The organism is Novosphingobium sp. 1529, from assembly GCF_040544855.1.
Lineage (GTDB): Bacteria > Pseudomonadota > Alphaproteobacteria > Sphingomonadales > Sphingomonadaceae > Novosphingobium > Novosphingobium capsulatum.
Genome location: NZ_JBEPKW010000001.1, coordinates 439,891 through 463,349, shown reverse-complemented (window position 1 = coordinate 463,349; position 23,459 = coordinate 439,891). Strand labels below are relative to the sequence as shown.

The window sequence follows — 23,459 nt, the reverse complement described above, 5'->3', positions numbered from 1 at the left end:
CGCGTGGAAGGAGACCTCTATCATGAAGATGCCTATGTTCATGTTGGCCGCAGCGCTGCTGGGCGCGACACCGGCCCTGGCCCAATCAGCGGAAAAACCGCTGCAATACGAGGTCATTCCCACCGGCCCGATCAGCATGTTTGCCAATGTCACTCTGATCAAGGGAGACAAGAACGCGGTCTTGGTCGATGTGCCGTTTGCCCGGTCCGATGCCTATCGCGTCGCTGCTGCCGTGCTTGATAGCGGCAAGCATCTGCAGACCATCGTGATCACGCACGATCATCCCGATCACTTCTTCGGGCTGGATGTGCTGGCCGATGCCTTTCCCGATGCGCAGATCGTGGCCAATCCGGTGGCGGCGCGCGATATGGCCCGGTCCATCCCGATCAAGTTCAAGCGCTGGAGCGGGCAACTGGGCACCAACGCGCCCCATCGCGCCGTGCAACCGTTGGCGATGACCGGCGACAGCATCGACCTGGACGGGCACCGGCTGCAGGTGCTGGGGCCGATGCAGGGCGATCATGTTGATTCGACCGTGGTGTGGGATGCCCAGGCGCGCACCCTGGTGGCGGGAGACGTGCTCTACAATGGCGTGCACGTGTGGCTGGGTGAACATACGCCGGCGCGCTATGCGGCCTGGCTCGCCACGCTCGACCGCCTTGATGCGCTGCATCCGGTGACGGTGATTGCCGGGCATCGCCACCCCGGCGCGGCCAACGACAATGGCGCGATCGGCTGGACGCGCGACTATATCAAGACGTTCGTGGCCGCGCGTGCCGCCAGCCATTCGTCGGCAGAGATCGCTGCGGCAATGAACAAGGCCTATCCCGACGCGACCGAGGTCTATGGCGGGTTCCTGCTCGGCACGTCGAGCAAGGTGGGTGCAGGGGAAATTCCGCCGTGGGATGAGTGACGGGGGCGGCGGAGCGTAGGGCCCCGGATCATGTCCGGGGCCCTATTTATCCCGATCTGCCCAGCCTGATCAGGCCAGCGCCGCGGCGATATAGCCGTCGATGCACTGGTCCAGCACTGGCAGCGGCATTGCGCCGGGCAGCAGGCCGGCATCGTGGAATGTGCGGATATCGAACTTGCTGCCCAGCGCCGCGCGCGCCTTGGTACGCAGGCGCAGCCAGTCGAGCTTGCCCAGCATGTAGCTGCACGCCTGGCCAGGCCACACGCAATAGCGCTCGACTTCGGTGATCGCCATGGTTTCGGGATCGCCGATCGTGTCGGTATAGAACTTCACCGCCTGTTCGCGGCTCCAGCCCTTGGCGTGCATGCCGCTGTCCACCACCAGGCGCACGGCGCGGAAGATGCTGTCGTGCAGCTGGCCGACATGGCCGAGCGGGTCGTTTTCATAAACGCCCATTTCTACCGCCAGCTGTTCGGCATAGAGCGCCCAGCCTTCGCCATAGCCGGAAAAGAACTGGATCTTGCGCAGCGTCGGCAGGCCGGCTTCCTGGGCCAGCGAGAGCTGCAGATGGTGGCCCGGCACGCCTTCGTGATAGGTCAGCGTGGGCAGCGTCCAGCTCGGTACTTCGGCGGTGTCGCGCAGGTTGATGTAATAGGCGCCCGGGCGCGTCCCGTCGAGCGAGCCATTCTGGTAATAGCCGCCCGGCGCGCCAGCCTCGGTGGCCTTGGGCACGCGGCGGATGTCCAGCTTGGTCTTGGGCAGGGTGCCGAAATACTGCGGCAGGCGCGCTTCCATCGCCTCGACCTGGCGGTTGAGGTCGGCCAGCAGCTTGTCCTTGCCTTCGTCGGTATTGGGATAGCGGAACTTGGGATCGTCATAGAGCGCGCGCAGGCGCTGGCCCACGGTGCCCTGGGTATAGCCCTGGCTCTTGAGGATGGCATCGGCCTGCGCGCTTTGCTGCGCGATCAGTTCCAGGCCGGTGCGGTGGATTTCCTCCGGCGCCATGTCGCTGGTGGTATAGCTCTGCAGCGACAGGCGATAGAGTTCCTCGCCCTTGGGCAAGCGGGCAACGCCCGCGGTGTGCACCGCCTTGGGCTGCAGGCTTTCCATCAGCGCGATCTGGCGATCGAGCGCGGGCTGCACGCGCTTGGCCACGATGGCTTCGGCGCGGGCCTGCCACTGGCCGGGGATGTGCTGCTCCGCCGTGCGGTGGACGATCGACGACACCATGTTGGACTGCGCCGCCGGCACGTCGCGCAGCGCCTTGAGCTGGGTGAGCGCCTTGGCCAGGATGAAATCGGGCGGCACCACGCCGGCGGCCACGTCGTGGCGCACGGCGGCGCTGTCCTGGTCGATCGCGGTGGCAAAGGCATCCAGCCGCGAAAGATAGGCATCGGCATCGGCCGCATTGGCGATCGTGTGCTGGCTATCGAGGAAATCGGGGATCTGCTGATAGCAGCCGGTCAACTGCGTGACGACATAAGGCGAACCGACCGTGGCAAACGTGCGGTTCATCGTATCGTTGAGCTGGGTGGAATAGAGGATGCTGGCATAGTTCCAGCGGTTGTTGCCGGTCAGCTTGGCGGCATCGATCTTGCGCAGGGCGGCCAGATCGCGCGCGGTGCGGGCCTTGGCATCTTCCCACGCGTGGAGCGAGCGATCATCGAGGCGCGCCTTGGCGCCAGCGTGGGCGCCGCTGTCCACGCCCAGGCCGGTGGCCATTTCGGGCGAATGCGCCAGCTGATCGGCCAGCATGCTGTCGAACAGGGCATTGAGCCGCCGGTCTTCGCCGGAACTGGAAGCCGCATCGTTGGCAGGCATGGTGGAAGCGGTGGTTGCGGCGCGGGCAGTGCCCAGGCTCGACAGGGCGGCCAGCCCGGCGCTGGCGGCGCCGGCCTTGAGGATGTGGCGGCGGTTCATCGGCAAGTCCGTTACAAAGTGGCTGCCGCGCCCGTATTGAGGGGGGCGCCGGGCGCGGCAGCGGGGGGGAAGGGCTGCCACAGCAATGGCAACCACCTTCGCGCGATAGCGGATGGTTGCGGTTGAAAGCAAAGACGCTGGTCGATCCCAGCATGTCGTTGGCCGATCGCAAACGGGATATCGCCCTGGTTGCGATCGGCCAACGATGGGTCTCGCGATCAGGCGACCTGGGCGTTGCGGGCGCGCTGCCGGCACAGGAAATGGGCGCTGACGCAGGCGGCAAAGACCGCCAGGCTCAGCGCAACCTGCAGGCGTTGATCGGGCATCATCGCCATCATCACCAACACGGCGATAATCCCGCCCACTGCCGTCCACGAAATCACAGGAAACGCCCAGACCTTGACGGTCAGGTGCTCTCCCGCAGCATCAAGCCGGCGGCGCAGGGCGATCTGGCTCAGGGAAATCAGCAGATAGACGCACAGGATCGTCGCGCCCGACGATTGCAGCAGGAAGGTGAACAGCGCATCGGGCGAAAATACCGAAGACAGCACCACGGCAAAGCCGGCGACGCCCGAAACGATGATGCCCAGCGCCGGGACACGCCGCGGCGAAACCCGCCCGAACGCTGCCGGGGCATCGCCACGCTGCGCCATTTCAAACAGCATGCGCGAGGTTACGTAGATCGCCGAATTGAGGCAGGAGACGATCGCGGTAAAGATCACCGCACCGATCACCGCTTCCGCGCCGGGCACCTTGATGATCGACAGCGCCGCCACGAACGGTGACTTGCCCGAAATCACGTCGGCCCAGGGCAGGATCGCCAGGATCACCGCGATCGAGCCGATGTAGAAGAACATGATGCGCAAGGTGACGGTGCGCGCCGCGCGCACGATGTTGCGCGCCGGGTCTTCGGTTTCCACGGCGGCGATGGTCGCCACTTCCGAACCCATCATCGAAAAGATCACCACCGGAATGGCGGTGAACGCCGCGCCCAGCCCCATGGGAAAGGCGCCGCCATGGCTGGCAAAGCCGGCCGTCAGCCGTGCCAGGCCTGGTCCGAAGCCGAAGATATAAGCAAGGCCGAGGGCCATGAACCCGATGATCGTGATGACCTTGAGCGAGGCAAACCAGAACTCGAACTCGCCATAGGTCTTGACCGAGAACAGGTTGACCAGCGTCATCGCGGCGATCAGCAGCGCGGCCAGCGCCCACATCGGCAGGGGAATGAACGGCATCAGCATGTTGGCGCCGGCAATCGCCTCCACCGCGATGGTGATCACCCAGAAATAGTAATAGAGCCAGGCCGTGGTGAACCCGGCCCAGGGGCCAAGGCCCAGCGCGGCATAGCCCGTGAACGAGCCTACGCCCGGGCGCGCCATGGCCATCTCGCCCAGCATGCGCATGATCACGAAGACCAGCGCGCCGCACAGCGCATAGGTCAGCAGCACGGCCGGCCCGGCAATGTGGATCGCGGCGCTCGATCCCACGAAGATCCCGGCGCCGATGATGCCCCCGATCGAAATCATGGCGACATGGCGCGGCTTCAACGAATGGGCCAGCGCTTCGCCGGGGGGAGATGCAGACATGGTCAGTGGCTCGCTTTCTTGGCAGACTGTTGCGCCTGGTAGCCCTGGCGCTGCTGGTCGATCAGATAGGCATGGATGGCCTCGACATCGGCCTTTGTCACCACATCATCGAACCGGGCCATACCCATCGGCGCCAGCGCGCCTTTCAGGACGATATCGTTGAAGCTGGCATGCACTTCGGGCGGCAGGCGCGATAGATCGGGCGTGACACCGGGCGTGCCCAGCACGTGGCAGCGCGAACAGTTCTCGGTGAACTTGTCCTCGCCCCGGGCGATCAGCGCCGGGCTGGCCTTGAGCGGCGGCGGCGGCAGATAGGGCGGAACCTCGCGCTTGTCGGGCATCAGCACCGCGCTACCGCCCAGCTTGAACACCAGGATGCGGTTGGCATTGCGGTTGGCATAGGCCGCGCTCGATGGTGGGATCGGGAACGTGATGCCCGATCCGCCATAGCCGGCCTGGACCGCCACATATTGCACGCCGCCGATCTTGTAGGTCATCGGCGCGGCCATGATGTGGCTGCCGGTCTGGATGGTCTTGATCGGCGCGCCGGTGCGCGCGTTATAGATCCACAAGCTGCCATCGCCGCGTCCCTGGAACACCAGGTTGCCCGCCGTGCTCAGCACCCCACCGTCATAGCCGCGCACCCCTTGCGAGGTAACGCGTTCCCACACCACCTTCCTGGCCACCGGATCCCACGCGCGCAGCACCTCGCGCACCAGCTTCACGCCAGGGCGCTCTTTCTGCAGATCGTCCTTGGCCGGCAGCGGCCCGAACACGCGCTTGAGCGCGGCGGGGTCATAGAGATCGTCGGGGAAAATCCCGTCCGACGAGAAGAAACCTTCGAGATGGGTGAGCGAGCCGCCGTTGGCCTTCATGTTGAGCAGCACGTTGCCGGCATCGATCGCGGGAATATAGACGAGCCCGGTCTGCGGGCTGAACGACATCGGGTTCCAGGTGTGCCCGCCGGCCCACGAAGGATAGACGTTCTTCGGGCTTTTCGAATAGTCGGCATGCTCGGTAACCAGCGGCCGCCCGGTGGCAAGGTCCACGCCCTTGGCCCAGTTCACATAGGTGAACGGATCAGCCGACAGAAGTTTGCCCGTTTTCAGGTCCAGCGTGTAGAAAAAGCCGTTCTTGCAGGCCTGCATCACCACGCGGCGGGGCTGGCCGGCGATGGTCAGGTTGGCAAAGACGAACTTCTGGACCGCATCATAGTCCCATTCGTCACCCGGCGTCGTCTGGTAGTACCAGTTCATCCGCCCGCTCTGGGCATTGACCGCGATGATCGAGGCGTTGAACAGATCATCATGCCGCACCCCGTCGGCCGAACGCAGATAGGGCGAGGCGTTGCCGGTGCCGAACACGATCTGGTCGGTTTCCGGATCGTAGGACAGCCCGTCCCACACCGTGCCGCCGTTCTGGGTGCGGCCATCGCGGTTGGGCCCCCACGATTTGGCCGCCATGGCCAGTTCGGGATGCTCGAACGGCTGCCCGGGTGCGGGCGGCACGGTGAAGAAGCGCCATTTGAACGCACCGGTCTTGATATCCCAGGCCGAGATATAGCCGCGCAGGTCGCCATCGCCGATATCGGCCCCGGCATTGCCGATCACCACGGCATCCTTGGTCAGGATCACCGCGCCGGTAGAGGCATAGGGCTGCTTGTGGTTGATGATGGTATCGGCAATCCAGCGGGCCTTGCCGGTCTTGGCATCGATCGCGTGCAGCCGCCCGTCTTCCGACGCGACAAAGACCGTGCCATCGCGATAGGCGACCCCACGGTTGACCACGTCGCAGCAGGCATTGCGGCCCCACTGCCCATCCACTTCGGGATCGTATTGCCAGAGCAGCGCGCCAGTGGCGGCGTCGAGGGCATAAACATTGCCCCACACCCCAGAGGTATACATCACCCCGCCGACCACCAGGGGCGTGGCCTCCTGCCCGCGTTCGGTGCCCATGTCGTAAGACCAGGCATAGCCCAGCGAGGCGGCGTTGGTTTCGTTGATATCGGTAAGCGCGGAATACCAGGTGCCCGCCGTATCACCCCCGGTCAGCGGCCATTCGGCCCCGGCCATCGGCGCTGCGGCGCGGTCTGCCCCCGTATTCGGCGTATCAGCCCGGGCGCTGGTGCAGGCGTTGAGCATCAGGGTACCGCCGCCCATGGCGGCAGAGGCAAGCAGGATCAGGACAGCCTGGCGCAGGGTCTTCATGGGCCTCACTTTCCGGTGGGGCAGGGAACTTGGCAAGATAGATCACAGTCTATCCACAGCTGCAATCGCCTCGCCGCCCCACGTGGCCCGGATGCGCCATGGCCGTCATCATGTCTTGTCGGAAACCCGGGCCGAACCCGTCACAGGTTCGGCCCGGGCATGGGTCAGTTGCCGAAGTTGATCCGGGCGGTCAGGCCCCAGGTGCGCGGCTTGCCATAGACGCTCAGCGCATCGCCCCAATAGAGCGAGCCGTCGAAGGCGTAGGAGCGATAGACCCGGTTGAACAGGTTGTTGACGAAGAACGCCAGCTCCAGCTTGCCGCCCGCCGGGATCACGCCGATGCGGGCATTTTCCACGTGATAGGCGCCTTCGCGCTCGTCTGGCGCGCAGAGCACCGAGAAGCAGAACTTGCCCGTATAGAGCGCGTCACCCTGCAGCGAGATGCGCGCGCCGCCCATGCCGAATTCATAGCGGACCAGGGCGTTGCCGGAAAAGCCCGGCGCCTGCGGCAGATCGTGGTTCACGAGCGTGACGCCATCAGGCAGCAGCACGTTCTTGACCTTGCTGTCTTGCACCGCGGCCGAGGCCTGGAGCGTGAAGCCTTCGATCGGGTGGGCCGTCAGTTCGGCTTCCACGCCCTTGATCGTGGCCGGCAGGTTGCGCACCAGCTGCGTATAACCGACCTGAACATAGGCCTGGTAGTTCTTGTAATCATAGTAGAACGCCGCAAGGTTGAACTGGATGTTGCGGCCGATCTTGGTCTTGAGGCCCACTTCATAGTCGTTGAGCGTCTCGGGCCGGTAGGGGATGTTGTTGAGCGTATCGATCAGGGCCTGGCCGGGGAACGGTGTGCCGGTGGAGAAGGTGAACCCGCCCGACTTGGAGCCACGGTTGTAGCTGGCATAGAGCAGCGTATCGGGGCCGGGCTTGTAATCCAGCTCGGCGCGCGCGGTCACCCCGTCATAGGTGGGTGAGGCGGCCGCTGGCGTGACCGTGATGCCGCTGGCTTGGGCCGCGCCGGTGGGATCGAAGAAGTTGATGCCGCTGGGGCCCCAGTTGACAGTAAGGCCCGAAATCGCCTCTGCCGCGCGATACCAGGCCAGCTTGCTGTCGCGCCAGTAGCGGGCGCCCAAGATCAGCTTCCAGTGATCGTCGAACTTGTATTCGTCCTGCGCAAAGACCGCGAAGGACTTGGTGCGCTGGTAGAACTGCACGGTGGGATCGTATTGGTCGAACGGCGTGGCATACTTGGCGCCATAGTTGCCGGTCAGCAGCATGCCGAACGCGCCCATGGTCAGGTAGTTGTTGCCGAAATGGGTGGCGGCGCGCAGTTCCTGCGTGATCTGCTGGGTTCGGGCGCGCTGATAGAAGATCGTGCCCGAGGCATAGCAGGTGACGCTGGGCGCGCTGGCGCAGGGGCCAGTGGTGAACGGCGGCAGTGCAGCCCCTTCCACATAGGGCAGGCCCGGCACGCCATCATCGCTCTCGATATAGAACTTGGCGAGGTTCTGGTAATCGGTAATCGACGTGACGTCGAACGCGCCCAGCTTGGCTTCCAGGCGCAGCGTGGCGGCAAACTGCTTGCGGTTCACATAGTTTTCGCCCGCGCTGTAGGTCTGCCACGGGTTGCCGCCCTGGGTGGCGGTGATCGCCGGGTTGGCATAGCCATTGGCGACCGAGCCGGGCACGCCGCCATTGTACGACGTGCCGCCATAGTTGTTCCAATAGTCGCAGACCTGGTTGGCGGCCAGGAATTCGCCCTGGAACTGCGCATTGGGGCAAGCCGGGGTCAGGGTATAGACGCCAGCCTGGCGTTCGTGATCGGCCTGGGTATAGCGCACCGTCAGGCGGGCGCGGAAATCGCTGGTCGGGTCCCACTGCAGTATGCCGCGCGTGGCCCAATGGTTGTTGGCGCCCAGATTGGCCCCGCCGGGCAGCAGGTTCTTGATATAGCCGGAATCGCGATCATACACGCCCGAAACACGGGCCGAGAGCGTCTGGGTCAGCCCGCCGGTGACCGCGCCTTCGAAGATCGACTGGTTGAAGCTACCGGTGGTGGCAGAGAGATAGCCGCCGAATTCGTGACTCGGCTGGTTGGAAATGAACTGCACCGCGCCGCCGGTGGCATTGCGACCAAACAGGGTGCCCTGTGGCCCGCGCAGCGCCTCGGTGCGGGCCAGGTCAAAGATCGGGAAGCCGGCGGTGGTGATCGAGGCCGCGTAGCTGTCGTCCTGATAGACGGCAACCGGCGGTTCCTGCTGGTCGCCATAGTCGTTCTGCGACACGCCGCGAATGTTGAACACCACCTGGCTCGAGCCATAGGCGTTGTATTTCAGGTTGGGGATCGCGCGCACGATATCGGTGGCATTGTTAATGTTGAGCGCGCGCAAGTCCTTGGCGGAAATGACCGAGACGGCGATGCCCACGTCATTGAGCTTCTGCTCGCGGCGTTGTGCCGTCACCACGATGTCGCCCGTGCCGTTGTCGGTTTGCGGGGCGGCGGCGGTTTCGGCCGGGGCGGGCGCCTGGGCCTGGGCCAGGCCGGGGATCAGCGCCGTGGCGGCCAGCGCCATGATGCGGATGCCCGATCGGCCATGGCGCGCACGCGCACCAAAGTGTTGGAGAACAGATTTTTGATTCAGGACAGTGCCCGAGAATACCAGGTGACGCATGACAGCTTCCCTCCAAGCCGGCCCCTCGTTCGGGGGCACAATACCTGCACCGGGATCGTGCATCAGGAACGCAGGCGCAGCAAGCCTTCAGCAACAGTGGAAAAGCTTTCTTCCGGCCTTGTGGGATTACGGTATCATAAAGATCAAGTATATGATTTTAAGATATAAAATTAACTTCACCAGTTTTGCTTGGTAATAACACCTACTTACTACTCTCATTAACTTGCCTAATGCCTACCGTGCCGGGCGCCGTGGCGGCAGGGCCGGGTGCGCGGGTTCGAAATGGCGCGGTGGCGGGACTCGAAACGCCGCGCACCCCGACCTTGGGGCAAGCATTATTTCTAATCCCTCGCATTAGTTTCCAAAATGGTGTGGCACCGTGATTGCGCCGGTTCCCGCGCTGGAATAGCCCTTCTGCAAATAGGCAGCCAAGCAAAGCCGAGGCATGACATGAAGACTAGTGCGCGCGTTGTGGTGATTGGTGGCGGCGTCGTCGGCGTCAGCACGTTGTATCACCTGGCCAAGATGGGCTGGTCCGATGTCGTGCTGATCGAGCGCAAGGAACTGACCTCGGGCTCTACCTGGCATGCCGCCGGCCTGCTGCCGCTGTTCAACCTGTCCTACTCGGTCGGCAAGCTGCACCAGTATTCGGTTGATCTCTATCCCAGCCTGGAAGCGGAAACCGACCTCAACGTCGGCTTCTCGCGCGTGTCGAACATTCGCCTCGCCAACAGCCCCGATCGCATGGACGAATACCGCTATTATGCGGGCGTGGCCAAGACCATCGGGGTGGATGTGAACTTCCTCACCCCTGAGCAAGTTCATGAAATCTGGCCCCTTGCGCAGATGGACGGGGTGCTCGGCGCGATCCAGCATCCCGCCGATGGCTATATCCAGCCGGCCGACTTGACCCAGGCCCTGGCCAAGGGTGCACGCCAGCGGGGCGCCACGATCATGCGCAATACCACGGTCACCGGCATCACCCAGAAGGCCAATGGCGAATGGGTGGTGGCCACCGACCAGGGCGATATCACCTGCGAGCATGTGGTTTCGGCCACCGGCAGCTTTGCCCGCCAGACGGGCGCGATGGTCGGCCTGGATGTGCCGGTGATCCCGGTCGAGCATCAGTACATCGTCACCGAACAGCACCCCGCGATCATGGAGCGCCGCGCCAAGGGCCTGCCCGAAATGGGCGTGCTGCGCGAAAGCGACTCGAGCTGGTACATGCGCGAGGAAGCCGGCGGCCTGCTGCTTGGCCCGTATGAAGTCGGCGCGCCCGCCTGCTATGTGAAGGGGCCGGCCGCTAACAGCGAATATGAACTGTTCCCCGATGCTCTCGAACGTTTGGAGCCCTATATCCTCTCGGCGATCGAGCGCGTGCCCGCCTTTGGTGAGCTGGGGATCAAGAAGGTTTACAACGGCGCCATTGCCTACACGCCCGACGGGTCGCCCATCGTCGGTCCTGCGCCGGGGCTGAAGAACTTCTGGCTCAATGAAGGTCACAGCTTCGGCATCACGGCAGCCGGCGGCGCGGGTTGGCAGCTGGCCCACTGGATTGTGGACGGCGAACCCACCATCGACATGATGGGGGTCGATCCGCGCCGCTTCGGCACCTATGCCGACGAAGGCTATCTCATCGAAAAGAACGAGGAAGCCTATGCCAAGGTGTTCACCGTTCACTATCCCGATGAAGAGCGCGAGGCTGCCCGCCCGCTGCGCCAGACGCCGTGCTATGACCGCATGAAGAAGCTGGGCGCGGTGTTCGGCAGCGTGTTCGGCTGGGAGCGCCCCAACTGGTTCGCGCCCGAAGGCTATGAACTGACCGACGCCGATCTCGACCGGCCTGAAACGCTGCTCAACCACAATCATCCCGATGTGCCGGGTGCGCCGATCCGTGAAAAGTGGTCGTTCCGCCGCTCCAACTATTTCGAGCATGTTGGCAATGAATGCCGCCATGTGACGGAAAAGGTTGGCATTCAGGACATGAGCGCGTTTGCCAAGTGCCTGATTTCCGGCCCCGGTGCAGAAGAATGGCTGGGGAAGCTGTTGTCCAACGCGGTGCCCAAGAAGATCGGCCGCGTAGCGCTGTCGTATCTGCTGACGCCGGCTGGCGGCGTGCGCAGCGAGTTCACCGTCTACAAGCGCGGGCCGCAAAGCTATTACCTGGTTTCGGCCGGCGCGCTGGAGCAGCACGATCATGACTATCTGATCAAGGCGCTGCCCGCCGACGGTTCGGTCAAGTTCGAGCGGCTGACTACGGCAATGGGTGTGCTGGTCCTGGCCGGGCCGCGTGCCCGCGACGTGCTGGCCAAGGTGACCCGCACCGATCTGTCGAACGAGGCGTTCCCGTGGCTGACGGGCAAGCGCATCTCGATCGGCGCGGCGCCGTGCGATGCGCTGCGCGTCAACTTCATCGGCGAGCTGGGTTGGGAATTCCACCACCCGATCGAGATGCAGAACTACATCTTCGACAAGCTGATGGAAGCCGGCGCCGAATTCGACATCAAGCCCTTTGGCATCCGGGCGATGACGTCGATGGCGCTGGAAAAGAGCTACAAGCTGATCCCGCGCGAACTTTCGGTGGAATACAACGCGCTGGAAAGCGGGCTTGAACGCTTCATATCCATGAAGAAGCCGGACTTCGTTGGCCGTGACGGGCTGCTGGCGAAGAAGGAAGCCGGTCTTTCTTCTACTCTGGTTACCCTGGAGGTGCTGGGCGTCACCGATGCCGATGCCCGCGGCTCCGAAGCGATCTATCGCGATGGACAACTGGTTGGCCGCGCCACTTCGGGCGGCTATGGTTGGCGCACGGCCAAGTCGCTGGCGCTGGCGATGATCGCACCTGAACACGCAAACCTTGGCACCGAACTCGAGATTTCCATTCTCGGAACGATGCACAAGGCCGTGGTGATCCCAGACTCGCCCTTCGACCCCGAAAACCTTGCATTGCGGAGCTAGTTCCCATGCGCAATTTCGCTTCGATTGCCGAACTGCTGAACCAGGATCGCCCCGGCTACACCCTGCCGCAGGCGCTTTACACCAGCGAGGAAGCCTTTCGCTTCGATACCGAAGTGATGCTCAAGTCGGTGTGGCTCTATGCCTGCACCGTGGCCCACGTGAAGAACCCTGGCGATTTCTACGTCTTTGAAATGGCCAACAACTCGGTGTTCATCGTGCGTGGCCGCGATGGCGAGGTGCGCGCGTTCTACAACACCTGCACCCATCGCGGATCGCGCATTTGCCAGGTCCAGGCCGGCACGATGCCGCGCATCATGTGCCCCTATCACTTCTGGACATTCGGGCTTGATGGCAAGCTGATCGCCGCGCGCGGCATGCCCGACGATTTTGACAAGGGCGCGCACAACCTGCGCCAGGTGGCGCTGGAAAACTGCGGCGGCCTGCTGTTCATCTGCCTGGCGGACAATCCGCCGCCGATCGAACCGGCCAAGCAGGACATCGCGGCCGCGATCGGCATCTACAACATGGACAAGCTCAAGGTGGCCGCGGTCGAAGACCTGCATGACACGGCCAACTGGAAGCTGGTCATGGAAAACAACCGCGAGTGCTATCACTGCGAGGCCAACCACCCCGAGCTGCTCAATTCGCTGAGCGGATCGGGCTTTGGCCGGGGCAACCCGGAAGACGGTGACGCTGCCGACGAGGACGATATCACTGCCCAGGTGGAGCGCTGGAAGGCCATGGGCGTGTGGCGCGACCTGGTGGAATTTCCCGATGGTGGCTGGCATCGCGTGGGTCGCCTCAGCCTGGCGCACGGGGCGCTGTCGCAGACCATGGATGGGCAGCCGGCTTCCAAGAAGCTGATCTGGCCGGTCGAGCACGCCGAACCGACCAGCGTTTCGGTATGGACCCAGCCCAATTCCTGGCACCACTTCTGCTGCGACCATGTGGTGACATTCAGCGTGATGCCGCAGGGGCCGGATCGTTCGATCCTGCGCACCTCGTGGCTGGTGCACGAAGACGCGGTGGAAGGCGAAGACTATACGGTCGAGAACCTGACCCACGTGTGGAAGGCGACCAACCGCCAGGACCGCCACCTGGCAGAAATGAACCACGCCGGCATCGTTACCGATGGCTATCGCCCCGGGCCCTATGCGCTCGAGGAAAACCTCGTCGATGCCTTCAAGACCTTCTACGTCGAGCGCGCCAAGGCCGCGCTGGAAGCGGCAGGACAGCCATAAGATGATGCGCTTTTCCGGGCTCAATCTCATCGCGCAGGCCTTTTCGGGGCACCAGTCGTGGCCGGAACAATGGCCCGACAAGGCACCCAAGGCGGCCTATGACGTGATCATCGTGGGCGCGGGCGGGCATGGCCTGGGCGCGGCCTATTACCTGGCGGCCAAGTATGGCATCACCAATGTCGCGGTGATCGAGAAAGGCTGGCTCGGCGGTGGCAACACCGGGCGCAACACCACGATCATCCGCTCGAACTACCTCTACGATGAAAGCGCCCACCTCTATGACCATGCGGTCAAGCTGTGGGACGGGTTGAGCCAGGAGCTCAACTACAACGTGATGTATTCGAAGCGCGGCGTGCTGATGCTCGCGCACAACGTGCACGACATCCAGAGCTTCAAGCGCCACATCCATGCCAACCGCCTGAACGGCGTGGACAATGAATGGTTGAGCCCGGAAGAATGCCAGGCCTATTGCCCGCCGCTCGATATCTCGCCCAATGCGCGCCATCCGGTGCTGGGCGGGGCGTTGCAGCGGCGCGGCGGCACCGCGCGGCACGATAGCGTGGCCTGGGGCTATGCCCGCAAGGCAACGGCGCTGGGCGTCGATATCATCCAGAACTGCGCCGTCACCGGCATCCGGCGCGGGCCCGATGGCGCGGTGCTGGGGGTGGAGACCGAGCGCGGCTTTATCGGCGCGAAAAAGATCGGCGTATCGGCGGCGGGCAATACCTCGGTCGTCATGAACATGGCCGGCCTGCAATTCCCGCTGGAAAGCTATCCGCTGCAGGCCCTGGTGTCAGAGCCGGTCAAGCCGATCTTTCCCTGTGTGGTGATGTCCAACACCGTGCATGCCTATATCAGCCAGTCCGACAAGGGCGAGCTGGTGATCGGCGCGGGGACCGACCAGTACACCTCGTATTCGCAGCGCGGCGCGTTCCACATCATCGAGCATACCCTGGCGGCGATCTGCGAGATCTTCCCGATCTTTACCCGCATGCGCATGCTGCGCACCTGGGGCGGGATCGTCGATGTGACGCCCGATCGCTCGCCGATCCTGGGCAAGACTCCGGTTCAGGGCCTCTATGTCAACTGCGGTTGGGGCACGGGCGGGTTCAAGGCGACGCCGGGCGCGGCGGATCTGCTGGCGCATACCATCGCCCACGATGCCCCGCACGCGATCAACGCGCCGTTCACGCTCGATCGGTTCCGCAACGGGCGGATGATCGACGAGGCGGCCGCAGCCGCCGTGGCCCACTGAGCAAGGCGCAGGGAACCAAGCCATGCTGTTGATTCATTGCCCCTATTGCGAAGAAGACCGCCCCGAGGTGGAATTCGTCTATGGTGGCGAGGCGCATATCGCGCGCCCGCTCGATCCCGCGACGCTGAGCGACGAGGAATGGGAGCACTATCTCTACATCCGGCGCAATCCGCGCGGGCGCCATCACGAACGCTGGCGGCATACCCACGGTTGCGGGCGTTTCTTCAATGCCGTGCGCGATACCGTGAGCGATCGTTTCGAACAGACCTACAAGGCCGGGGAACCGCGTAAATGAGCGGCTATCGTCTTCCTGCCGGTGGCCGCGTCAACCGCGCCGCGCCGCTGGATTTCACCTTTGACGGGCGCGCCCATCGCGGCTTTGCCGGCGACAGCCTGGCTTCGGCGCTGGTGGCATCCGGGCAGATGCTGTTCGGCCGCTCGTTCAAGTATCATCGCCCGCGCGGCATTCTGGGCATGGGGACGGAAGAGCCCAATGCCTTGGTGACGGTGGACCGCGGCGGGGCCGGGCCGGGTTGGGGCCGGCGCACCCCCAATCTCCGCGCGCCATCCGTGCCGCTGTATCAGGGCCTTACCGCGCAAAGCCAGAACCGCTATCCCTCGCTCAAGTTCGACCTGGGCGCGGTCAACGATCGGCTTGGCGCGTTCTTTCCGGCCGGGTTCTACAACAAGACATTCATGTGGCCGCGTTCGGCTTGGGAAAAGCTCTATGAGCCGGCGATCCGGCGCATGGCCGGGCTGGGCACCAGCCCAACGGAGCGCGATCCAGATCATTATGACGCCACTTATGCCCATTGCGAAGTGCTGGTGGTCGGCGGCGGCCTGGCCGGGATCGATGCCGCGCTGGCGGCGGCGGCCGACGGCGGCCGGGTAATCCTGATCGACGAGCAGGACGAGTTGGGCGGCGGTGCCCTGTCGGACCAGGCGCTGTGGGGCGAGGTGGCCGACAAGACCATGGCACTGCGCCGGCTCGGCAACGTGACGGTGCTGAGCCGCACCACCGCGTTCGGCTATTACCACCAGAACTTCGTGGGCGTGGTCGAGCAGCTTACCGACCACCTAGCCCCGGCGCAGGCCAGCGGCGCGCGCGAGCGGCTGTGGCGCATCCGCGCCGGCGAGGTCATCCTGGCCCAGGGCGCGATCGAGCGCCCGCTGGTGTTCGATGGCAACGACGTGCCGGGCGTGATGCTGTCGAGCGCCGGGCGCACGCTGGCGGTGCGCTATGGCGTGGCGGTGGGCCGCGCGGTGGCCGTGATGGCGGTGCATGACAGCGGCTGGCGTGATGCGCTGGCGCTCAAGGCTGCTGGCGTCAACGTGGTGGCGGTGATCGACTTGCGGGGCGAAGTGGCGGCCGATCTGGTTGCTGCCGTGCGCGGCGCGGGGATTGCCGTGCATCTTGGCCATGCCGTCACGCAGGTGGCGGGCCGCCATAGGGTGAGCGGTGTGACCTTCGCCCCCGGCGGCACCGGGCAGGGCCAGCAACTGGCGGTCGATGCCCTGCTGATGGCCGGTGGCTGGACGCCGACGGTGCATTTGTGGAGCCACGCCAAGGGCAGCCTGCGCTGGGACGATACCTGGGGCGCCTATCTGCCCGATGTGGCGCAGGAAAACTGCCGCGCGGTGGGCGCCGGGGCAGGCGCCTGGGACATGGGCGCGGGCCTGGCGCTGGGCACGCTGCCTGGCCCCAAGCCGATCTGGCAGACCAAGGCTTTCGTCGATTTCCAGAACGACGTGAAGGCGCGCGATATCGATCTGGCGGTGCGCGAGGGCATGCGCTCGATCGAGCATATCAAGCGCTATACCACCAATGGCATGGCCACCGACCAGGGCAAGACCAGCAACCTCAACGGCTTGCAGATTGCCTCGGGCAGCCTGTCCAAGCCGGTGACCGATATCGGCCTCACCACGTTCCGCCCGCCCTATACGCCGCAGACGTTCGGCGCGCTGATGGGGCATCACAAGGATGCGCTGTTCCAGCCGATCCGCAAGACGGTGATCGATGGTTGGGCCGATGCGCGCGGGGCCGTGTTCGAGAACGTGGCGCAATGGCGCCGTGCGCGCTATTTCCCCCAAGGCGGAGAAGACATGCACGCCGCCGTCGCGCGCGAGTGCGTGGCGGTGCGCCAGCAGGTGGGCATGTTCGATGCATCGACCCTGGGCAAGATCGAGGTGGTCGGGCCCGATGCCGCCGAATTCCTCAACCGCATGTACACCAACCCGTGGAAGGCGCTGGCACCCGGCCGCTGCCGCTATGGGCTGCTGCTGCGCGAGGATGGCTTCATCACCGACGATGGCGTTTCGGCGCGCCTGGCACCCGATCGTTTCCACCTGACCACCACCACCGGCGGCGCGGCGCGCGTGTTGGCGATGATGGAAGACTATCTCCAGACCGAATGGAGCGATCTCGACGTCTGGCTGACCAGCACGACCGAGCAGTGGGCGGTGATCGCGGTGCAGGGCCCGCTCGCCCGCGCCGTGATCGCGCCGCTGGTCGAAGGCATCGATCTGGCGCCTGGCGCCTTTCCGCACATGGCCATTCGCGAGGGCCGCATCTGCGGCGTGCCGACGCGCCTGTTCCGCGTGAGCTTTACCGGCGAGCTTGGCTATGAAGTCAACGTGCCGGCCGAGCATGGGCGCATGGTGTGGGAGGCGATCCACGCCTCTGGCCAGGCCCACGGCATCACCCCCTATGGCACCGAGACGATGCACGTGCTCCGCGCCGAAAAGGGCTATGTCATCGTCGGGCAGGATACCGACGGCACGCTAACCCCGGATGACGCCGGCATGGCCTGGGCCGTGGGCACCAAGAAGCCCGATTTCGTCGGCAAGCGCTCGCTCGCCCGGCCCGACATGAGCGCGCCGGGGCGCAAGCAACTGGTCGGCCTGCTGACCGAAGACCCGCAGGAAGTGCTGGAAGAAGGCGCGCAGATCGTGGCCGATCCCGATCAGCCGGTGCCGATGACCATGCTCGGCCACGTCACCTCGTCGTATCACAGCGCCACGCTGGGCCGCTCCATCGCCATGGCGGTGATTGCCGACGGCCGCGCGCGCGATGGCCAGGTGATCCATGTGCCGATGCCGGGCCGCACGATCCGCGCGCGGGTGAGCGCCAGCACCGTGTTCTATGATCCGCAAGGGAGCCGCCTCGATGTCTGATGTCCTTGCGATCCCCGCCCTGGCCGTGGCCGGCACCGATCTGGCGCTGGAGGCCCAGGCAGTTACCGCCTCGGGCGTGGCGCTGACGCTGGAAGCGCCGGCCAGCCGCTGGTCGCTGCGCGCCCGCACGGCGCAGGCGCTTTCAGGCGTGATCGGCCGCGCTGTACCGGCGCGCATTGGCGAGACGCTGGATGGCATCGCCTGCCTCGGGCCAGACGAATGGCTGGCCGATCTGCCTGCCGGCACCGCGCTGCCCGATGGCGCCGGGCAACCGGTGAGCGTGGTGGACATTTCCGCGCGCGGCGTGGTCATCCGGGTGGAGGGGGCAGGGGCGGCCACTGTCCTCTCATCGGGATGTCCGCTCGATCTCGACCGGTTTGCCGTGGGCCGCGCCACCCGCACCGTTTTCGAAACGGTGGAAGTGATCCTGTGGCGCGAAAGCGCAACCGTGTTCCGCGTGTTCGTGTGGCGCAGCTTTGCCCCATGGTTGTGGCACGCACTCAAGGCGGCGGAACGCGGCTAAGCAGAATTGGCCTGAAATTCAGGCCGCCACACCGCCCTTGAAGCGCAGGCGCGCGGTCAGGCCATCGGGCTGCCAGTCCAGGTCGATCGCGCCCTCGCGCAGCCGTACGATGCGGTTGATGAGGTTCAGCCCCTGGCCGCCATCGCGCGAGGTTGCCTGCACGGGGCGGTTCGAAACCTCGTGCCAGGTGATCACGATGTCGCCGTCCTGATCCTCGCTCGACAGCGTGATCGCGCCGCCATGCGCGATCGCGCCATGCTTCGAGGAATTGACCGCCAGTTCACCCACGACCAGGGCGATCGTGTCAGCCAGGGGGCGCGCAATCGGCATGTCGCGCACCTGGTCGGTCGCCACCGGGCAGAACGCACTGCCAAAGGGCAGGACCAGCGCATCGATCAGTTCGACCAGGCTGCACGGCACGTCCAGGCTGGTGAACAGGGCCTGGGCGCGGCCCATGGCGATCAGGCGTTCGGCCATCTGCCCGGCAAAGGCATCGTTGTGCGCGTCGCCACGGGCAAAGCCGCGGATCAGGCTGGAAATCATCGTATAGGTGTTGCGCAGCCGATGGTGCAGTTCGCGCGTGGCGGTTTCCAGCACCTGGCGGGAGAGTTCGGCATCAGTCACGTCGCGCGACACGGCCAGATAGCTGATCAGCTTGCCAGTATCGTCACGCAGCGCCGAAACACTCACGTCCCACCAGCGGCTGTTGCCCTTGGCCGTGGGGCAATGGGCGCGAAAGCGCGAGACACCGCCGGCCTGGGCCGTGGCAAAGCCGCTGGCGATATGCGGCCGGCCTTCTTCGGGCCAGAGCGTGTCCCATTGCTTGCCCAGCACGTCGGACGGCGTATCGATCTCCATGGCGCACAAGCCATTGGGGTTGACATAGGTTACCGCGCCATCAAGCCCGATAACCTTGACGCAATCCACGCTCTGGTCGAGCGCCGCAGCCAACGAGAGTTGCGAGATTCCGGCAACCTGCCGTGAAAGTTCGTTGTTAGTCATGATTACTGCCGGAGTTCCCCAACACCCGGTCAGGCGTGCCCCACGCGCACCTTCGCGACAGCACCATAATCGTTAGTTAATGTAAAAGTTCCAGCAAAAATTGGCGGAAAAGCGCACTTTTCGGGCTTGCGGCGATTCCGCTGCCGGCGGCATCACCCCAGCAGTGGCCCGGCCCAGGGCAGATTGGTCATCAGTGGCGGCAGCACCTGATCCAGCAGGGTCTCGCGCGCCAGGGCGGCCGTCTGGCCGGGCAGGTCGCCCAACTCGCCCATGCGTGCTACCACCTGGATGCGGCGGGCAAAGCGGCCGCGCGGCAGGGGTTCGACGCGCAGCTGCGGCATCAGCTGGGGCAGGGCCGCGAGGCACAGCAGCGAGGTTATGCTCCAGCCGATGCCCATGCCCACCGTGGTCAATTGCTGGTGGATGATCTCCACCTCGATCACATTGGGCAGGCGCAGCTTCATGCGGGTCAGCTGGCTTTCGATGCGCTGGCCCATGCCGGTATCGAGCGAATAGCGCACGAACGGCATGCGTTCGGCCACGTCGGCCGGATCGATGCTGCCGCTGTGGTCGGCCGGAAATATCATCACGAAGGGATCATCGATCACGTCGTGATGCTCGATGCCCGGGTGTTTTTCCAGGGTATTGCTGCCGGTCACCAGCATGTCGCAGCGCCGGGCCAGGAATTCCTGCTGCTGGCGCAGCGAAATGCCCGATCGCACCCGCCATGAACCCACGCGCATGCCGTGCCGGCGCAGCAGCGGCGCGGTGAGCAGGTTGGCGAGGCTCTCGCTCATGCCCACGGTCAATTGGTCGATCGGCTGCTGCGCGCCTTCGCGCACTTCGTCGTAGGCAGTGCGCGCGCTGGCCAGCAGCTTGCGCGCGCGCTCGTGCAGGGCGCGGCCCGATGGCGTCAGGCCCAGTGGCCGCAGCGAGCGATCGAACAGCGGCGCGCCGATGCCCTGTTCCAGCCGGGTGATGGTTTGCGAAACCGCCGACTGGGTGATCCGCAACTGTTGGGCGCAGGCGGTCATCCCGCCCAGTTCCACCGTCAGGACAAACACTTCCAAGCCGTGCAGATCGAATTCGGCGGGCAGGCGCATGGGCATGATCCTTTGGGTGCGCGCCCTCTCGCGCCCCCGTGCTGCACTCTTGTGCCATCATGATGCCTGAACTACCAGATTATATCTGCTTATTGTCTGCGCTGCCCCGTTCCTGTTGCGGGCAAGCCGTCCTACAGATGGGGCAACCAGCGAAAGGGAGCTGACGTGGCGCTTTTGAAACCCGATTTCGTCCTGCTTGTCTCGTGTGTGGATCGCAAGGGCCTGGTGGCCGCGATCGCCACGTCGATTTCGGCGCAGGATTGCAACATCGTTGAAAGCGCGCAGTTCGATGATGCCGTCACCGGCCGCTTCTTCATGCGCGTGGCCTTCACCGCGCCCGAAGGCATGACGGTGGATCGCTTCAACGCCGCGTTCCTCTCGGTCGGCAGTGCCTATGGCATCGATTGGAAGGTCTTTGATCTGTCGGTCAAGGTGCGCGCCCTGGTCATGGTGTCAAAGGGCGGGCACTGCCTGAATGACCTGCTCTATCGCACCGCCACGCGGTATCTGCCGATGGAAGTGACCAGCGTGGTGTCCAACCATACCACCTGGCAGCGCCGGGTGGAGCACGAGGGCATCCCCTTCCACCACCTGCCGATCACGCCGGAAAACAAGGTGGAGCAGGAAGCAAAGCTGCTGGACATGATCGCGCAGCAGAATGTCGATCTGGTGATCCTGGCGCGGTATATGCAGGTGCTGTCCGACACCACTTGCCGCGCCCTGGAAGGCCGCGTGATCAACATCCACCATTCCTCGCTGCCGGCGTTCAAGGGCGCGATGCCCTATCACCGTGCCTACGAGCGCGGCGTGAAGATGGTGGGCGCCACCGCCCACTACGTAACGCCCGATCTGGATGAAGGGCCGATCATCGCGCAGGATGTCTCGATGGTGGACCATGCCGATACCGTCGATGACCTGATAGCCCAGGGCCAGGAAACCGAAAGTCGCGTGCTGACCCGCGCGGTCAAGGCCCATTGCGAGCACCGCGTCATGCTCAATGGCCACCGCACCGTGGTGTTCAAGTGAGCGAGGCCCGGCTCTACGCCGATCTGGCCGCGCTGGGCGTGGTATGGTCCAGCCTGGAACACGAGGCAGTGTTCACCGTGGAGGAAAGCGAAGCGATTCACGCTGCGCTGCCCGGGGCGCATACCAAGAACCTGTTCCTCAAGAACGCCGATGGCAGTTTCTGGCTGGTAACGGTCGACCATGCCAAGCGGGTGGACCTCAAGGGGCTGGCTGGCGCGGTCGGCGCCAAGAAGTTCAGCTTTGGCAAGCCGGAAGACATGGAGCGTCTGTTGGGCGTGACGCCCGGCGCGGTGACACCGCTCGCGGTGATCAACGATGCCGATGGCGCGGTTCGCGTGGTGATTGACGCGGATCTGGTTGACGCAGAACGGGTTCACGTTCATCCCTTGCGCAACACAGCAACGATCGGTCTTTCCGGTGGCGATTTGTTGCGCGCCCTGGAAGGGTGGAACCACTCCGCGATCGTGTCTGGCATTCCGGAGCGGCCATGACCGTAAGCACGTTTGATCTGTTCAAGATCGGCATCGGGCCATCGAGTTCCCACACCGTGGGGCCGATGGTCGCCGCGCGCCGCTTTACCGAGGCGCTGGAGGCTGCGGGCCTGCTGGCGCGCACGGCGCGGGTATCGGTCGATCTCTATGGGTCATTGGCATTGACCGGCAAGGGCCACGCCACCGACGTGGCGATTATCCTGGGCCTGGCGGGGCAAGTGCCTGCCACGGTCGATCCCGATGCGGTGGCGGGCATCGTTGCCGCGGTGGAGCAATCGGGTCGCGTCGCGCTGCTCGGGCAGCACGAGGTTGCGTTTGCCCCGGCGCAGGACATGCGCTTTCTCCAGCGCGAGCGGCAGCCCTATCACAGCAATGCCATGGCGCTGGCAGCGTGGGACGAAGCGGGCGAGATGCTGACCCGGCGGCTGTACTATTCGGTGGGCGGCGGCTTCGTCCTCGACGAGGACGAGGTGATCCGCAACGCGCCGGCGCTCGATGTGCCGGAATTGCCCTATCCCTTTGCCTCGGCCGCGCAGCTGATCGAGATTGGCGAGGCAACCGGCCTCAGCTTTGCCCAGATCATGCTGGCCAACGAACTGGCGTGGCGCAGCCCGTCGGACGTGGATGCGGGGCTCGATCTGCTGGCCGATACCATGGCCGCCTGCATCGATCGCGGCTGCGCGCAGGGCGGAATCCTGCCCGGCGGCCTGAAAGTGCGCCGCCGCGCCGCCGCGCTGGCGCAGGAATTGCAGCACCGCCAGCAGATGTCGCTGTCAGAGCCGCTGGCCGTGCTCGACTGGATCAACCTGTGGGCGATGGCGGTGAATGAGGAAAACGCCGCTGGTGGCCGCGTGGTGACGGCACCCACCAATGGCGCGGCCGGGATCATTCCCGCAGTGCTGCGCTATTACGAGCGCTGCTATCGCGGCGATCGTGCCGGGCGGCGCACGTTCCTGCTGACGGCGGCGGCGATCGGTGCGCTTTACAAGCGCAACGCTTCCATTTCCGGCGCCGAAGTGGGCTGCCAGGGCGAAGTGGGCGTGGCCTGTTCGATGGCGGCGGCGGGCCTCACGGCGGCGCTGGGGGGCAACAATGCCCAGATCGAAAACGCTGCCGAAATCGGCATGGAGCACAATCTGGGCCTGACCTGCGATCCGGTGGGCGGCCTGGTGCAGATCCCGTGTATCGAGCGTAATGCCATGGGCGCGGTCAAGGCGATCGACGCCTCGCGCCTCGCCATGCTGGGCGATGGCCAGCACATGGTGAGTCTTGACAAGGTGATCGAAACCATGCGCCAAACCGGCGCAGACATGCGTGACAAGTACAAGGAAACCTCGCAAGGCGGCCTGGCGGTGAACGTCGTGGCGGTCAACGTGGTGGAATGCTGA

At 64.8% G+C, this 23,459-nt stretch carries 16 protein-coding genes; 10 read left to right on the top strand and 6 right to left on the bottom strand.

What is annotated here, in order from left to right; all coding sequences use genetic code 11:
• Positions 1-22 precede the first annotated feature (22 nt).
• Positions 23-913, top strand: a complete 891-nt coding sequence (locus ABIC78_RS02100; protein ID WP_171793448.1) for an MBL fold metallo-hydrolase — start codon at positions 23-25, stop codon at positions 911-913.
• Positions 914-982: 69 nt separating this feature from the next.
• On the opposite strand, the gene ABIC78_RS02095 is transcribed toward ABIC78_RS02100, so the two are convergent.
• From ABIC78_RS02095 to ABIC78_RS02080, 4 genes are all read right to left on the bottom strand, one after another.
• A complete protein-coding gene (locus ABIC78_RS02095; RefSeq protein ID WP_354487538.1) occupies positions 983-2,833 on the bottom strand; it encodes a DUF885 domain-containing protein in 1,851 nt (616 codons plus the stop codon).
• Between the two features lie 218 nt (positions 2,834-3,051).
• Entirely contained in the window at positions 3,052-4,419 is a 1,368-nt protein-coding gene (locus tag ABIC78_RS02090) for an amino acid permease (protein WP_354487536.1), read from the bottom strand.
• A gap of 2 nt (positions 4,420-4,421) precedes the next feature.
• Entirely contained in the window at positions 4,422-6,626 is a 2,205-nt protein-coding gene (locus ABIC78_RS02085) for a PQQ-dependent dehydrogenase, methanol/ethanol family (protein ID WP_354487534.1), read from the bottom strand.
• 164 nt (positions 6,627-6,790) lie between these two features.
• Entirely contained in the window at positions 6,791-9,199 is a 2,409-nt protein-coding gene (locus ABIC78_RS02080; RefSeq protein WP_354487532.1) for a TonB-dependent receptor, read from the bottom strand.
• Between the two features lie 549 nt (positions 9,200-9,748).
• Between ABIC78_RS02080 and ABIC78_RS02075 the strand changes: the two genes are divergently transcribed.
• The 6 genes from ABIC78_RS02075 to ABIC78_RS02050 are packed head-to-tail and all read left to right on the top strand — an operon-like array spanning position 9,749 to position 18,449.
• Positions 9,749-12,256 carry a GcvT family protein gene (locus ABIC78_RS02075; protein WP_354487530.1) on the top strand — a complete coding sequence of 836 codons (2,508 nt, stop codon included), beginning with the start codon at positions 9,749-9,751 and terminating at the stop codon, positions 12,254-12,256.
• Positions 12,257-12,261: 5 nt separating this feature from the next.
• Positions 12,262-13,497: an aromatic ring-hydroxylating oxygenase subunit alpha gene (locus ABIC78_RS02070; RefSeq protein WP_062785693.1), complete on the top strand. Its 1,236-nt coding sequence runs from the start codon at positions 12,262-12,264 to the stop codon at positions 13,495-13,497.
• Position 13,498: 1 nt separating this feature from the next.
• Complete coding sequence (locus ABIC78_RS02065; RefSeq protein WP_022675220.1) at positions 13,499-14,752, top strand: sarcosine oxidase subunit beta family protein; 1,254 nt, start codon at positions 13,499-13,501, stop codon at positions 14,750-14,752.
• 22 nt (positions 14,753-14,774) lie between these two features.
• Positions 14,775-15,047, top strand: a complete 273-nt coding sequence (locus tag ABIC78_RS02060) for a sarcosine oxidase subunit delta (RefSeq protein WP_062785691.1) — start codon at positions 14,775-14,777, stop codon at positions 15,045-15,047.
• Positions 15,044-17,926, top strand: a complete 2,883-nt coding sequence (locus ABIC78_RS02055) for a 2Fe-2S iron-sulfur cluster-binding protein (RefSeq protein WP_354487527.1) — start codon at positions 15,044-15,046, stop codon at positions 17,924-17,926. Before ABIC78_RS02060 ends, ABIC78_RS02055 begins: the two co-directional genes overlap by 4 nt.
• Positions 17,919-18,449: a sarcosine oxidase subunit gamma gene (locus tag ABIC78_RS02050; RefSeq protein WP_084390952.1), complete on the top strand. Its 531-nt coding sequence runs from the start codon at positions 17,919-17,921 to the stop codon at positions 18,447-18,449. Before ABIC78_RS02055 ends, ABIC78_RS02050 begins: the two co-directional genes overlap by 8 nt.
• Before the next feature lie 18 nt (positions 18,450-18,467).
• On the opposite strand, the gene ABIC78_RS02045 is transcribed toward ABIC78_RS02050, so the two are convergent.
• Together ABIC78_RS02045 and ABIC78_RS02040 are read right to left on the bottom strand one after the other, a co-directional pair.
• The gene (locus ABIC78_RS02045; protein ID WP_354487525.1) at positions 18,468-19,451 is read right to left on the bottom strand and encodes a PAS domain-containing protein; all 984 of its coding nucleotides are present in this window, start codon (positions 19,449-19,451) and stop codon (positions 18,468-18,470) included.
• 152 nt (positions 19,452-19,603) lie between these two features.
• Positions 19,604-20,554: a LysR family transcriptional regulator gene (locus ABIC78_RS02040; RefSeq protein ID WP_022674616.1), complete on the bottom strand. Its 951-nt coding sequence runs from the start codon at positions 20,552-20,554 to the stop codon at positions 19,604-19,606.
• A 174-nt stretch (positions 20,555-20,728) separates the two neighbouring features.
• Here ABIC78_RS02040 and purU point away from each other — a divergent pair, with 174 nt between their 5' ends.
• The 3 genes from purU to ABIC78_RS02025 are packed head-to-tail and all read left to right on the top strand — an operon-like array spanning position 20,729 to position 23,459.
• Positions 20,729-21,580, top strand: a complete 852-nt coding sequence (gene purU, locus ABIC78_RS02035; protein WP_199223718.1) for a formyltetrahydrofolate deformylase — start codon at positions 20,729-20,731, stop codon at positions 21,578-21,580.
• The gene (locus ABIC78_RS02030) at positions 21,577-22,071 is read left to right on the top strand and encodes a prolyl-tRNA synthetase associated domain-containing protein (protein ID WP_171798334.1); all 495 of its coding nucleotides are present in this window, start codon (positions 21,577-21,579) and stop codon (positions 22,069-22,071) included. The genes purU and ABIC78_RS02030 overlap by 4 nt, the downstream gene beginning before the upstream one ends.
• A complete protein-coding gene (locus tag ABIC78_RS02025) occupies positions 22,068-23,459 on the top strand; it encodes an L-serine ammonia-lyase (RefSeq protein WP_354487522.1) in 1,392 nt (463 codons plus the stop codon). The genes ABIC78_RS02030 and ABIC78_RS02025 overlap by 4 nt, the downstream gene beginning before the upstream one ends.